Raw genomic sequence first — 12,822 nt, 5'->3', positions numbered from 1 at the left:
ACCCCATGAGACCCTTTTGGCTGGACCAGGCCTTGAAGGCTGATGCATCCGAAACCTGTCCGCCACTGGAAGGCGACGCCCGCGCCGATGTCTGTATCGTCGGCGGTGGTTACACCGGGTTGTGGACCGCGATCATGCTCAAGGAGCAGAACCCCGAACTGGATGTGCTGCTGATCGAAGCGGACATCTGCGGTGCCGGGGCCAGTGGACGCAATGGCGGTTGTGCGTTGTCGTGGTCGGCCAAGTATTTCACCCTCGAACGTTTGTTCGGTGTCGAAGAAGCCGTGCGTCTGGTCAAGGAGTCGGAGCGCAGCATCCATGCCATCGGCGCCTTCTGCGAACAATATGGGGTGGACGCCGATTACCGCCTCGATGGCACCCTCTACACCGCGACCAATCGCGCTCAGGTCGGCTCGACCGACGCTGTGATCGCGGCGCTGGAGCGCAACGGCATCAACTCGTTCACCCAGCGGCCAGTGGCCGATGTGCAGCGCATGGCCGGTTCCAGCAAACACCTGGAGGGCTGGTTTTCCCCGGCCGCGGCCAGTGTGCAGCCGGGCAAACTGGTGCGTGGCTTGCGCCGGGTAGCCCTGCAACTGGGGGTGAGGATTCATGAAAACACCGCGATGACCGGGCTGGAGGAGGGCCGACCGGCGGGCATTCAAACCCCCAAGGGCACCATTCGCGCCGACCGCGTGGTGCTGGCGATGAACGCCTGGATGGCCCGGGCGTTTCCGCAGTTCGAACGCAGCGTGGCGATCGTTTCCAGCGACATGCTGATCACCGAGCCTCGGCCGGATTTACTCGACGAAATCGGCCTGACCAGCGGCGTCACGGTGCTCGATTCGCGGATTTTCGTGCACTACTACCACAACACGCCGGACGGCCGGATCATGCTCGGCAAGGGTGGCAACACCTTCGCCTATGGCGGGCGCATGCTACCGGTGTTCGATCAGCCATCGCCTTATGCCGGCCTGTTGCAGAGCAGTCTCGCGGATTTCTTCCCGGCGTTTGCCGACGTCAAGGTCGAGGCGACCTGGAACGGTCCATCGGATCGATCGGTGACCGGGCTGCCGTTCTTCGGGCAGATGAGCGCCAGTGGCAATGTGTTTTACGGTTTCGGCTATTCCGGCAGCGGCGTCGGCCCCTGCCACATGGGCGGGCAGATTCTGGCGTCGATGGTTCAAGGCCTGGACAACCCCTGGACCCGTTCGCCGCTGGTCAATGGCCCTCTGGGCTTTTTCCCGCCGGAGCCGATTCGCTATATCGGCTCGCTGATGGTGCGCAACGCCATCCGCCGCAAGGAGCGCGCGGAGGATCACGGGCATCGGCCACGGCATCTGGACGTGCGTCTGGCGAAGTTCGCTGCTGCAGCCGGCAAGGCTGACAAGGGTTGAGCGTCAGGGTGCAGGGTCCGAGCGGGTGAGCAGCCAGTCGAACAGCAGGCGGGTATCGCCACGGGGCTCATGCGGGCGAGGGCGGTGAGGTTGTGGCCGAGGGCCCATGGTCGTACAAAGCACCGGGCGATCCGGGTCACTGTCGAGGAAAATCACCAGTACCTCGCTGCCAGCCACGGGCAAGCGGGCCGGATCGATCCAGTCCTCGGCGGTGGTCAGCGCCAGCGGAAGCCACAGGCCGTTGGACTCTTCTGCGACTGGTTGTGTGGCGGGCCAGAGGTTCACCTGAACCCGGCCATCCTCGTCCACTGCCGCCGGTTGCCCGACCGGGCCGCACACGCGACCGGGCTGATACCCGGGGATATTCGGCCTGGGTTGTTTGAGCGCTGGCCTGAATACCGTCGACCAGGGGATGGCGCTGAATTGATTGCGGTAACCCGAGGCCGTGCCCGGTGTGTCGTCGAGCAGAATGGATGACTGACACCCCTGATGGCGGATTTCGGTAACCAGCCACTGATCATTGAAATTCGCCAGCGGGTGCTCGGCCACTTGCAGGATCCGGCCACTGCGTAATGCCCCCTGGCTACTTTGACCGTGGATCTGCTGGTGACGGCAGCGCAGGCGTTCCAGTTGTCGACGGCTGAGCTGGTCGCGATGTTGTTGCTCGCCAGCGGGACAGTGCCTCGCCGTGGCGAACGAGTGATTGGCTGCGCCTTCGCTGATGTCCGCTGCACCCGGATTCCTGGCGCCTGGACGCACAGGGGAGAGCGTGGCGTCATGGCGCTGGAACAGTTCGCTGATCACCGGTTCCTGGTGTTCGCCGGGGGCGCCGCCGCTCATCGACATGAGCAGGGGCTCCTGGGGAAAACTCAGGCTGTCGTCGGCCAGCACCAGCACATGGCCGTCGCGTTGATGCTCGAAGTGATAGTGGATGCCTTCTTCCTCGCACAGCCGTTGCAGCAACGCCAGGTCGGATTCCTCGTACTGAATGCAAAAAGGTCGCAGGGGATAGTGCCTGGTTGCCAGTTCAAAGCGATAACTGCTGGCGGGCAACCCATGTTGCTCCAGCAATTGGCGCAGGATCATGGGCACGCTGGCGTGCTGGAAAATACGTCGGCATCGTTGCTGTTCCAGCACCTGGACACGAGGCACCAGCACCAGCTTGTAAGCGACCCGGTGCCCGCTTCGATGTTCACAACTGGCGCTGTCCAGCACGCCATGAATGCCTTGATCGTGGCCGAATTCGAGGAACGCCGGTTGGTGCAGCAATCGCTCAAGGTTCAGGGCTGGTGCCAGCCCGATCACCTCGATGTCGAATCGATAGGGCTGGTTGAGAGCTTCATGACCACTGAACCGGACCACCTGGAAGTTCAGGTCGTCTTCGAGAAGCGTCAGGGTGGTGGGACTTTCCTTGTCGTTGTGCATCGAACGCGCTACCGCTGTGGAGTAGGGTGCAAAGCGTACGAAACCCCGGCGCATTGCGGGCACGGTAAAGCGACATTTCCGAATTGCCCTACAACCGCTGGTGAAGATGTCGATGCAAGTCGGGATTTTTTGGTCGATTGCCAACTTTAGGCCGTATAAACTTGTGCAAAGCGTCGGCCAATAGATGTCTCGGCGCCACAGATGCCACAGATAAGAGAGTGAGAAATGGGCGCACAGTGGAAGGTTAAACACAAAGAAGCGGCAGCCAATGCCAAGGGCAAGATCTTCGGTAAACTGGTGAAAGAAATCACCATTGCTGCGCGCAACGGCGCTGATACTGCTACCAACGCGCACTTGCGCCTGGTGGTTGAACAGGCCAAGAAAGCTTCGATGCCCAAGGAAACACTGGATCGTGCCATCAAGAAGGGCGCGGGCCTGCTGGGCGAAACCGTGCAATACCATCGCGTGACCTATGAAGGGTTCGCCCCGCATCAGGTGCCGTTGATCGTTGAGTGCGTGACCGACAACATCAATCGCACCGTCGCCGAGATCCGCGTGGCGTTCCGCAAGGGGCAGCTGGGGGCTTCCGGTTCGGTGGCCTGGGACTTCAACCACGTCGGCATGATCGAAGCGTCGCCGGACACCCCGGATGCCGATCCGGAAATGGCCGCCATCGAAGCCGGTGCACAGGATTTCGAGCCGGGTGAAGAGGGTGCAACCCTGTTCCTGACCGAACCGACCGACCTCGACGCGGTGCAGAAAGCCCTGCCGGAACAAGGCTTCACCGTGCTGTCGGCCAAACTGGGCTACCAGCCGAAAAACCCGGTCAGCGGCCTGAGCGATGAGCAGATGGCGGAAGTCGAAGCGTTCCTCGAAGGCCTCGATAACCACGACGACGTGCAGGACATGTTTGTCGGGTTGGCGGGTTAAGTCTTTGTGTCAATGACGGTCATGTTGTTTGACAGACCGTCATCGCAAGCAAGCTCGCTCCCACAGGTTTAGCGCTACCCTGTGGGAGCGAGCTTGCTCGCGATTGACCGCGCAGCGGTCACAGACTTTCCAATTGCCGCACGATTTCGCTGAACCCCGGCCGTAGCAGCACTTGCGGCTGGCAGCAACGCTGTTCCAGATCTTCCAGTACCCCACGCTGTTCGGCGCTCAACCCCGAACTAACCCGCTCCAGCAGTTCGCCCAGCAACACCCCGAACGCCCGCACCTCGATCCGCTGCAAGGCGCGGCTTTCCAGGCTGTCGGAAATCCCGTGGAACGACGCCGCGCCAAAATCCCCCAGCAAGCAATCGCCCTGTTCATTCCACAGAATATTGTGCCCGTAGAGATCGCCATGGGTGATGCCGTGGTTGTGCAAGTGTTCGGCCACCGAGGCAATGCCCGAGGCAATGCGCAGCGCCACCGCCGCACTGAAACGCAAGCCTTCGGCATAAATGTCGCGGCTGCACGACGCCAGGCTCGGCAGGCTGGCGAGGTTGCGAAAACTCGGCGGGACCAACTGCATGACCAGCCCGGCGGTTTGTTGCGGGTGATCGACAATCCGCCCTTCGACGCGAATCAGATTCGGGTGCAGACCCGCGGTGATGCAGGCGTTCATCTCGTGCAGCGGCGAGCCATCGCTGGTCATTTCGCCCTTGTAGAGCTTCACCGCAACGGGCATGGCCGGTTGGTCGGTCGGTTGCCAGACAGCTTGATGAATCACTCCGGACGCCCCTTCGCCGAGTTTTTTCTCCAGGTGCAATGCCGACCAGTCAATGCGCGGTGTGGCATCGAGGGCGGCGGCATCGGCTTCGGTTTCCAGCGGATTACCGGCGTAGGCCAGCCAGGTCAGGCTCGGCAGCGTCAGCAGCCATTGCGGCAAGTCGGTGAATTGGTTGGCGGCGATGCGGATCAGCTCCAGCCGATGACAATTGTGCATCGACTCCGGCAACGCCTGCAGGCGGTTACCGGCAAGCATCAGCTTTTGCAGGTATGGCCGCTCTCCCAACGCGCTCGGCAGCGTCTCGATGCAATTGTCGGTCAGGATCAGCCAGCGCAGCAGCGGTGGCAGTGCCGCTGCGGGCACGTGGGCGATACGGTTGGCCTTGAAGCCGATCATCGTCAGTGCAGCGCATTGGCCAACACAGGCCGGCAACTCGGTGAAACGGTTATCGGAGCAGAACAGTACGCGCAAACGGGTCAGGCGATGCAAGTCCTCTGGCAGCGCGCTCAGAGCATTGCCGCTGAGGTTGAGCACTTCCAGCGAATCCGCCAGATCGAAGATCTCCCGGGGAAACTCGGTCAGGCCTTCGGCCAGATCCAGCCGCGTGATGCCCGACAACTCGCCGGCGCGCAATTGAGCAAGGGTATGCATGAACAGATTCGCCATTAACCTAGAGGAGGGCGCGGGGCCCCGGAAATGGGCGACATGATAGCGGGAAAGATGTGGCGACTGTCAGGCCACCTTCGCGAGCAAGCCCGCTCCCACATTTGATCGGTGTAGATCAAAAATTCTGTATCCGACACAAATCCATTGTGGGAGCGGGCTTGCTCGCGAAGAAGTCAGTCAATGCAACAAAAAGCTATCGATCAGACCGGTTCGCTGACTTCGACCAGTTGTCCCAGTCGGCTGCGTGTGCGCGCCAGATCAATGGCATCGCCACCCAGGCTTTCGCGCAATGAGTGCTGCCCGAGCAACGTCAGGTGCTTGTCCTGGTCGTACAGCACGTCGATGAGATTGATAAAACGCTGCTGGGCGGCAATCGTGCAATCGCCCAGCAGTGGCAGTTCATCGATGATCCAGCGGTCGAACTGGCGGCACAGCTCCAGATAATCCATCACCGCCGTGGGCTGATCGCACAAATCGGTGAAGGTAAAACCGACGCCGCGCCCTTCGCAGAAACGTGCTCGCAAATGCCGGGTACCTACCGGCAACGAAACAGGCGGGGCATTGTGCCTGGGCAGGTTCAGCGATTGTCGTTGCGCCACGCTCGCCGGCCAGACGTAGTGACCTTGAGTGAACAACTGATGCGCATGGGTTCGGGCCTGGCTGCGGTAGTCGTGGGGCCCGCCGACCTCCATCACCTGCATGCGCGCATTGATCAAGTCGATCACCGGTTTGAAGCGGGCGTGGTACAGCGGATTGGGCAACAGGCCTTCGGGCGGATAATTGGAGGTGACCAGCAACAGGATGCCGCGCTGGAACAGTGCCTTGAACAACCGGGTGATGAGCATCGCATCGCCGATGTCGTGCACATGGAACTCATCGAAACACAGCACCCGGCAATCGCTGAGCAGTTCATCGAGGGTGATCGCCAGGGCGTCGGCCTGATCGCGGTGCTCGAACATGCCCTGGTGCAGTTGGGCGAAAAACTGATGGAAGTGCAAGCGTTGTTTTTGCGCGAGGGGAATGGCCCGGAAAAACCCGTCGAGCAGCCAGCTTTTGCCGCGCCCCACGGCACCATGCAGGTAAAGGCCGGGAAGGGGTTTCGCCGCAGTGCCCATCAGCATGCAGGCATGCCGGGCCATGCAGTCGATCACCCGCTGTTGGCTGTGACTGAGGGTGTAGCCCCGGGCATGGGCCTGATGGCGAAAGTAGTCGTGGATGACCTGGCCTGCCGTGGCGCTGCCGGCAGCCGGTGCCTTGCCGAGAAGGCGACGCAACGTTTGCCAGCGCGATTTGATTCGCGAACGGCTGGGCGGTCGAACGGCCACTGGGATATCACCTCTGGTGTACGGGCAGGCTCTTTGTGCTGCGGCGCCATAGTGTAACCAGAGCAGGGAATCTGCTTCCAGCAGTGTCGGCATATTCCGGGCCACCGTCACTGGGCTCTAAAAGAACACCGCAAACTCCCACAAAAAAAAGCAGCTGGATGGCGATCAGAATTGAGTGGTCTGTTTGAGCATCCGCGCCGCCGGTGTATCCGCCGGGCTGACCATCGCATAGTTGTAGCCACTTCCCGACCAGTACTCGGCCTGCAACTCGCCATCACTGCGACTGCCCCTGGGCAGCAGGAAGTTTTTCGGCCCTGGCGGGCGCACGTAGAAACTGATTTTCTGCCCGCTCTGGTTCTCGTAGACCACCATCGCCGCCGTGCCTTGCTCGGTGCTCAGCAGGCGCCCGCTGACCGGTTTGAAACCGGCATCCGAAAGGTCGGGCAGGCGATTGGCCTGTGTGAAGTAGCGGTCGAGCCAGCCTTGCATGTCACCGTCGTCGCCGACTTTGAAATCCGCCGGCAGGAGGCCTTGCTGGGCAATCAGGCGATACGCCTGCAGCGCATCGGTCATTGGAAGCTGGGGACTCGCCAGTGTCATCTCCCGCGCTTGCCAGCCGCTGACACCGCCGACGCTGACGGCAATGAACAACATCGCGGCACTGGCCAGGTGTCGACGGGATTGGCGTTTAAGGCGCTGGCGTATAACCGCCGGATCCAGGTCCGGGTTCGCGGGTTGCTGCAAGGCACCACTCAGAGCTGCGCGCAGTGCCTGGGCATCCTGCTGCCAGGCGCGCACTTGCGCGGCCATCTGCGGGTTACCGGCCAGAAAAGTCTCCACCTGGCGTCGGTCGGCGTCGCTCAGTTGGTGGTCGACGTAGGCGTGCAGGTCACACTCGCTGGGGGGCATGCTGATCATTTGAGTCTCCGCAGGGAAGGGCGGTTGATTTCGCCATCGCTGAGTTGGCGCAGGGCCTGGCGAGCTCGGGACAGGCGGGACATCACGGTGCCGGTGGGTACGTCGAGAATCTCGGCGACCTCTTTGTAACTCAAACCTTCCACCGACACCCAGAGCAGCAGCGCGCGCTGCTCGGTGGGCAGCCGGTCGAAGGCGTTGAGGGTCGATTGGGCAATCACGGTGCGCTCCACCGAGGGCTGGGCATCGTCACGCCCGGTGAAGAATTCGAGCATGCGCGCGTAGCGCCGAGAGCGGCGGTGGGCATCGAGAAACTGCCGATAGAGAATCGAGAACAGCCAGGCGCGCAAGTCGCCCTCGGTGCGTTTGCCAGCCCAACTCGAGAGTGCCCGCTCCAGGCTCGCCTGCACCAGGTCGTCAGCGCTGCTGGTGTTGCGCGTCAACGACACGGCGAACCGTCGCAATCCTGGAATGATTTCCCTCAGTTGTTCGTCGATATCGCTCATGAAGTTCTGACTAGTCACTACGCTTGGGACTAGGAAGACGTCCGGTACCGGAGGTTATTCCACGTCAGAAAAAATAAACACCGCGCGTGGGAATAAACCTGCATGCGGTTCGTCTGCTTGATTCTTCTCACTTGTGGCCGATGGCCCTGGAGTCTTTCATGGTAGATCGATCATCACCGCCAACCCGGCCACCCTTGAGTGCGGCCAGCCTGACGTTGCGTCTGGCTGGCATTGCCGTGGTCGTTGCCGCCGTGGCTGGGGCGTTTGCCTACGTCAACGGCACCTTTGACCCACAGCGCCTGACCCCGAAGAAACTGATCAACGTGCTGGAAACCAACAACGGCGTGCATCCGGGTTTCCGTCGCAACCATTCCAAAGGCGTGTGCGTGATCGGGCATTTCGAGAGCAGCGGTGAGGCGCGCAGCTATTCCACCGCCCAGGTGTTCAACGAAGCTCGGACGCCGGTGGTCGGGCGTTTCGCCTTGCCGGCCGGCAACCCTTATGCTCCGGACAGTGCCGTGCCGATCCGCAGCATGGCCTTGCGCTTCACCCAGGCCAACGGCCAGCAGTGGCGCACGGGGATGAACAGCATGCCGGTGTTCCCGGTAGGCACGCCCGAGGCGTTCTATCAATTGCAGCAGGCGCAGTCGCCGGACCCGGCTACGGGCAAGCCGAACCCGACCGCGGTTCCGGCGTTTTTCGGTGCGCATCCGGAAGCTGCACCATTTCTGGCCTGGATCAAGACCGCCAAACCGTCAGCCAGTTACGTCACCGAGACCTATAACAGCGTCAACGCGTTTTATCTGGTGAACGCTGCCGGACAACGCCAGGCTGTGCGCTGGAGCATGGTGCCGGTAGCGCAGGATGCGTCGGGTGTCATGGCGCCCGAGGGCAGCGACTTTCTGGAGAAAGACCTGGTTCAGCGTATAGCCGCAGGACCGTTGCGTTGGCAGTTGAATATCATCCTGGCCAATCCCGGCGATCCCGTGAACGACGCTAGCAAAGCCTGGCCTGAAGGGCGCAAAGTGTTGAACGCAGGCACGCTGGTGCTGGAAAAAACCCAGCCGCAACTCAATGGCGAATGCCGTGACATCAATTACGACCCGCTGGTTTTACCCGCCGGTATCGAAGCATCCGACGACCCGTTGCTCGCCGCTCGTTCAGCCGGTTACGCCAATTCCTACCTGCGTCGCACCAGCGAAGTCAGCCAGTTGCCCGCCGCCAAACAGGAGGCCCAGCAATGAGCACCCAACCCAACCACTTCGCTCCATTGGCGCGACTGCTGCACTGGCTGATGGCACTGATGATCATCGCCATGCTGTTTATCGGTGCCGGCATGGTCGCCTCGGTGTCCGAACGGCATGAATGGCTGATCAATCTGCACAAACCTTTGGGTGTCGCGATCTTGCTGCTGGTGATCGTGCGGCTGGTGGTGCGGTTCTCCACCACGCAACCACCGCTGCCGGCGGATTTGCCGGGTTGGCAAGCGATGGCGGCCAAGGCCTCGCATGTATTGCTGTATGCCTTGATGCTGGTCTTGCCGCTGCTGGGCTGGACGATGATTTCGGCGTCGGGCGAACCGGTGATGCTCAGCAGTTCGCTGCAGTTGCCATCGATCGTGCCGGCGAACGCCCAGCTGTTTGCGTTTTTGCGCAAGGCCCATGGGTATCTGGCGTATCTGCTGTTTCTGACCGTGTTGCTGCATTTGGCGGCCGCGTTGTTTCACGGCTGGGTGCGGCGGGATGATGTGCTGGACAGCATGTTGCGGGGCAAGGATCGCGGGTGATTTCAAAGACTGCGAGCCGGTTGTTGCTGAAGGTGGCTCGTTGACCTGTCAACTTTGACAGTTTCGCTCCCCTGAAAAAGCACGTTCAATGCTCAAAGACTGCAGTGGCCCCGGACGAGGTCAGTCGAACAGCACTGATCGTGTTATTCAGGGAGACGAACCATGTTCAAGACTGCAGGTGTGCGTTGTATACGGCGTGTTTCTTCAGCGCTATTGATTGTGTCGTTGGCTGTGTTGCTGGGTGCCTGTGCCCATACATCGCCGCCTGATCCGGGTGGGGTGAAAAGCTGGGTTGTGGAGAATGTTGCGAGTAAATCGACGGAGCAACTGTATGCGGATTTGATTAAACCGGGGGTGTTTGAACGGTCGAGCTCTAATGTGATTGATGGTTATACCGTTGAGAGCGGGAATCTATTGATGCCGGACAAGTCTGTCGGCTCATTGGTGACAGTCAGGTCTGGTAACGGTGGGTTGACTGCTGTAATTGAACAACCCGGAAACAATGGTTTGCTTGTTGTCAAGGGTGAAGGTGAAAGTCGCTTTACTCCTTTCCCAAAACGAGATTATTCACTTCCGGATATGGTAGTGGAAGACGCAAATACCGTTGTGCCGAAGTCGCCAGCTTCGGCAGGACCCTATGTCATCGACATGCTCATTGGGTATTCACGTTCTGCGGTTGAGGCGGCTGGTGGAGATGCTCATGCCAATGCATTAGCGCAGGTGGAAAGCGTTAATTTGGCTTTGCGTAATTCGCTTGTAACAAATGTATCTCTGAAATTGGTTGGGGTACAAGTTGTTGAAAATAACTATTCGATCACACCGGGAAATAATCAGACTTTAGGGCTGCTACCCGAGATTTTTTCTGAGGGTATGAAAACATTCGAGCCGGATATGGTCTATGGCGTGTTTTCAGGTCATCCCGAAGACTCGGCAGTCGGTTGGGCGTATGCGCCAGGCAGGTTTGCTATTGGCTATGTTTATGGAGAGGCGTTTCGTCATGAAGTAGGGCATAACGCGGGCGGATTACATTGCCAGCATGATGGCGGAGGTATAGTCCCCTATGGATATGGCTTTGCGAACGGAAACACCTTTACCGCTCAATGCGGAAATGGTAGCCCGTATTATTCAACCCCCGATGTGCGTGATGCTCATGGTTTACTTATAGGCAATACCGCTACCGCCGACATGGCACGAGTCTGGCGTGAAAATGCCGCAAGATTGTCCTCCTACGCTCCTCCTTTCGATGGTGAACGGATGTCACTTATTAGTATTGCTGGCTCTTCTGAGGCACAGTTTGAAATAGATATGCCTGCGCGGTATCAAGCGGGATTAGTTGCTTTGGATAGTGCGGTAGGCCCAATAAAATTAGCTCCAGCACCGCAGGGCTATACCCGACTGACTATAAGTATGAGAAGCGATTCGGGCGATGAGCGTGAAGTCTATTTACGTGCGGAGCGAGCGATTGGTGAATGTCAAAGTTATGCTATGAACGCTTATGCAGCATGTCCTTTCTCAGGCAGTACAGCCGACAAGATTTATTTTAAGTTGACATTTAATGCAGATGATAATCCAGCCTTGCCAAGGTCCGTCTACAATGGCGCTCTAAAATTAGAGGCTCGTAATTTGGCTGGCAATTGGACGAAACCTGTTACTGTGCTTGTTTCGGTTGCGGGTAGTCATTAACGAAAAAACTAGAGATAAGGGTTAGAGAGGCAGATATGAAAACCTGACCTTGAATGAGGTCAGGTTTTCTTTATCTTTTTATCGTAATACCCCAACCATCTCAGCCACAGTCGTCAACACATCCTTCCCCAACTGCTTCGACCGCTTGCCTGACCACCCCGTCAACGGATTCGGATGATCGTCGTGATCTTTGAACGGCATTTCCAGGGTCAGCGAAAGGCAGTCGTACTTCTGGCCCACGCTGTTGCAGGCCAGCGTCATGTTGGCTTGACCCGGCTCGTCGCGGGTGTAGCCGTGTTTGGTCTGGAAATCCTTTGTGGTGTGTTTCAGGTGGTTGCGGAAGTGTTCTTCGAGTTTTTCGATCCGCGGTGTGTAACCCGGATTGCCTTCGCAAGCAGCTGTGAACACATGAGGGATTTCCTCGTCACCATGGACGTCGAGGAACATATCGACGCCGTATTTTTCCATCTGCTGCTGAACGAACAGGACTTCCGGGCTGATTTCCTGGCTGGCGTTCTGCCAGGCGCGGTTCAGGTCCTGGCCCATGGCGTTGGTGCGCAGGTGTCCGTGGAAGGCGCCATCCGGGTTCATGTTCGGCACCAGGTACAGGTCGGCGCCGGCCAGCAGTTTGTTCAGCACCGGGTCGTCGTTCTTTTCCAGGCGCTCGATCACGCCTTCCATGAACCACTCGGCCATGTGCTCGCCCGGATGTTGCTGGGCGATGATCCACACTTTGCGCTGGCCTTCGGCGCCGGTGCCTTTGCGCAATAGCTGGATGTCGCGACCTTCGACACTCTTGCCGGTGGTCAGCAGTTCGGTGCCGGCCTTGGTCAGCGCCTGCTCGATCAGCCAGTCGTGGCGGCCACGGCTGTAGGGTTCGAAGTAGGCGAACCAGGCATGGGTCTGCTCGGCTTCGAGGCTGAAGCGCAGGCAGTCGCCTTCGAAAATGGTCGGTACGCGGAACCAGTTGACGTGGTCGTAGGACGCCACCGCCTGATAGCCGGCCCAGGCCTTGTTGTAGGAGGATTGGCTGGCATTGTTCAGGCGAAACCAGTGCTCCTGGCCGACATGCAGGCCGCTGGCCTTGAAGTGGAACCATTGGAAATGGTTGCTTTTGGTATCGGGGCGGATCGCCAGCAGGGGCTTGAGCGGGTCGCTGACATCGATTACCTGGATATTGCCGCTGTCGAAGTTGGCACTGATGTCGAAAGAAGATTTAGCCACGGCCATAATCGGGTCCTTGAATATGATTTTTATGGTGGCTACTTTACACGCAAGAGTGGGGTGAAACCGAGAGGAATTGCGGGGTGCGAGGGTGGGGGCGTCCTCCTTGACGCCGCCGCAGCTTAGAGACTATGCGATTGATTCTCAAGTGCTATCTGTCGCTGGTTTTAGCCAATGATGCCGG

General features: G+C 59.4%; 11 protein-coding genes. 5 read left to right on the top strand and 6 right to left on the bottom strand.

Translation table 11 applies throughout. The features are described 5' to 3' along the window. Positions 1-5 precede the first annotated feature (5 nt). A complete protein-coding gene (locus ABIE16_RS17300; protein WP_057714113.1) occupies positions 6-1,397 on the top strand; it encodes an FAD-dependent oxidoreductase in 1,392 nt (463 codons plus the stop codon). Positions 1,398-1,400: 3 nt separating this feature from the next. Here the strand turns inward: ABIE16_RS17300 and ABIE16_RS17295 are convergent, their stop codons facing one another. Continuing rightward, positions 1,401-2,822, bottom strand: a complete 1,422-nt coding sequence (locus tag ABIE16_RS17295; RefSeq protein ID WP_429521666.1) for a type VI secretion system Vgr family protein — start codon at positions 2,820-2,822, stop codon at positions 1,401-1,403. A gap of 225 nt (positions 2,823-3,047) precedes the next feature. On the opposite strand from ABIE16_RS17295, the gene ABIE16_RS17290 reads away from it, so the two are divergent. Continuing rightward, entirely contained in the window at positions 3,048-3,752 is a 705-nt protein-coding gene (locus ABIE16_RS17290; protein ID WP_056854673.1) for a YebC/PmpR family DNA-binding transcriptional regulator, read from the top strand. A gap of 118 nt (positions 3,753-3,870) precedes the next feature. Here the strand turns inward: ABIE16_RS17290 and ABIE16_RS17285 are convergent, their stop codons facing one another. The 4 genes from ABIE16_RS17285 to ABIE16_RS17270 all read right to left on the bottom strand — a co-directional run bounded on the left by ABIE16_RS17285 (position 3,871) and on the right by ABIE16_RS17270 (position 7,945). Continuing rightward, a complete protein-coding gene (locus tag ABIE16_RS17285) occupies positions 3,871-5,184 on the bottom strand; it encodes a leucine-rich repeat-containing protein kinase family protein (protein ID WP_429521638.1) in 1,314 nt (437 codons plus the stop codon). Positions 5,185-5,399: 215 nt separating this feature from the next. Beyond that, a complete protein-coding gene (gene zapE / locus ABIE16_RS17280) occupies positions 5,400-6,524 on the bottom strand; it encodes a cell division protein ZapE (RefSeq protein WP_429521637.1) in 1,125 nt (374 codons plus the stop codon). 165 nt (positions 6,525-6,689) lie between these two features. Next, positions 6,690-7,442: an anti-sigma factor family protein gene (locus tag ABIE16_RS17275; protein WP_429521636.1), complete on the bottom strand. Its 753-nt coding sequence runs from the start codon at positions 7,440-7,442 to the stop codon at positions 6,690-6,692. Continuing rightward, on the bottom strand, positions 7,439-7,945 hold the full coding sequence (locus tag ABIE16_RS17270) for a sigma-70 family RNA polymerase sigma factor (protein WP_429521635.1): 507 nt from the start codon (positions 7,943-7,945) through the stop codon (positions 7,439-7,441). The genes ABIE16_RS17275 and ABIE16_RS17270 overlap by 4 nt, the downstream gene beginning before the upstream one ends. A gap of 158 nt (positions 7,946-8,103) precedes the next feature. Here ABIE16_RS17270 and ABIE16_RS17265 point away from each other — a divergent pair, with 158 nt between their 5' ends. The 3 genes from ABIE16_RS17265 to ABIE16_RS17255 all read left to right on the top strand — a co-directional run bounded on the left by ABIE16_RS17265 (position 8,104) and on the right by ABIE16_RS17255 (position 11,414). Then, positions 8,104-9,189: a catalase family peroxidase gene (locus ABIE16_RS17265; RefSeq protein ID WP_429521634.1), complete on the top strand. Its 1,086-nt coding sequence runs from the start codon at positions 8,104-8,106 to the stop codon at positions 9,187-9,189. Next, a complete protein-coding gene (locus ABIE16_RS17260; RefSeq protein ID WP_057714120.1) occupies positions 9,186-9,731 on the top strand; it encodes a cytochrome b in 546 nt (181 codons plus the stop codon). Before ABIE16_RS17265 ends, ABIE16_RS17260 begins: the two co-directional genes overlap by 4 nt. A gap of 162 nt (positions 9,732-9,893) precedes the next feature. Then, positions 9,894-11,414, top strand: coding sequence for a hypothetical protein (locus ABIE16_RS17255; RefSeq protein WP_429521633.1), 1,521 nt, complete (start codon positions 9,894-9,896; stop codon positions 11,412-11,414). Between the two features lie 78 nt (positions 11,415-11,492). Here the strand turns inward: ABIE16_RS17255 and ABIE16_RS17250 are convergent, their stop codons facing one another. Then, positions 11,493-12,644, bottom strand: a complete 1,152-nt coding sequence (locus ABIE16_RS17250) for a M14 family metallopeptidase (RefSeq protein ID WP_429521632.1) — start codon at positions 12,642-12,644, stop codon at positions 11,493-11,495. Positions 12,645-12,822: the final 178 nt, after the last annotated feature.

The organism is Pseudomonas sp. 2725 (genome assembly GCF_050434585.1).
Lineage (GTDB): Bacteria > Pseudomonadota > Gammaproteobacteria > Pseudomonadales > Pseudomonadaceae > Aquipseudomonas > Aquipseudomonas jessenii.
This window is presented reverse-complemented; position numbering and strand designations above follow the sequence as displayed.

What these genes read in the sequence shown, in the direction of transcription:
- ABIE16_RS17285 (WP_429521638.1), bottom strand. Translation starts at nt 5,184, where the DNA reads ATGCATACCCTTGCTCAATTGCGCGCCGGCGAGTTGTCGGGCATCACG.
- ABIE16_RS17250 (WP_429521632.1), bottom strand. Translation starts at nt 12,644, where the DNA reads ATGGCCGTGGCTAAATCTTCTTTCGACATCAGTGCCAACTTCGACAGC.
- ABIE16_RS17275 (WP_429521636.1), bottom strand. Translation starts at nt 7,442, where the DNA reads ATGATCAGCATGCCCCCCAGCGAGTGTGACCTGCACGCCTACGTCGAC.
- ABIE16_RS17290 (WP_056854673.1), top strand. Translation starts at nt 3,048, where the DNA reads ATGGGCGCACAGTGGAAGGTTAAACACAAAGAAGCGGCAGCCAATGCC.
- ABIE16_RS17295 (WP_429521666.1), bottom strand. Translation starts at nt 2,822, where the DNA reads ATGCACAACGACAAGGAAAGTCCCACCACCCTGACGCTTCTCGAAGAC.
- ABIE16_RS17300 (WP_057714113.1), top strand. Translation starts at nt 6, where the DNA reads ATGAGACCCTTTTGGCTGGACCAGGCCTTGAAGGCTGATGCATCCGAA.
- ABIE16_RS17260 (WP_057714120.1), top strand. Translation starts at nt 9,186, where the DNA reads ATGAGCACCCAACCCAACCACTTCGCTCCATTGGCGCGACTGCTGCAC.
- ABIE16_RS17255 (WP_429521633.1), top strand. Translation starts at nt 9,894, where the DNA reads ATGTTCAAGACTGCAGGTGTGCGTTGTATACGGCGTGTTTCTTCAGCG.
- ABIE16_RS17265 (WP_429521634.1), top strand. Translation starts at nt 8,104, where the DNA reads ATGGTAGATCGATCATCACCGCCAACCCGGCCACCCTTGAGTGCGGCC.
- ABIE16_RS17270 (WP_429521635.1), bottom strand. Translation starts at nt 7,945, where the DNA reads ATGAGCGATATCGACGAACAACTGAGGGAAATCATTCCAGGATTGCGA.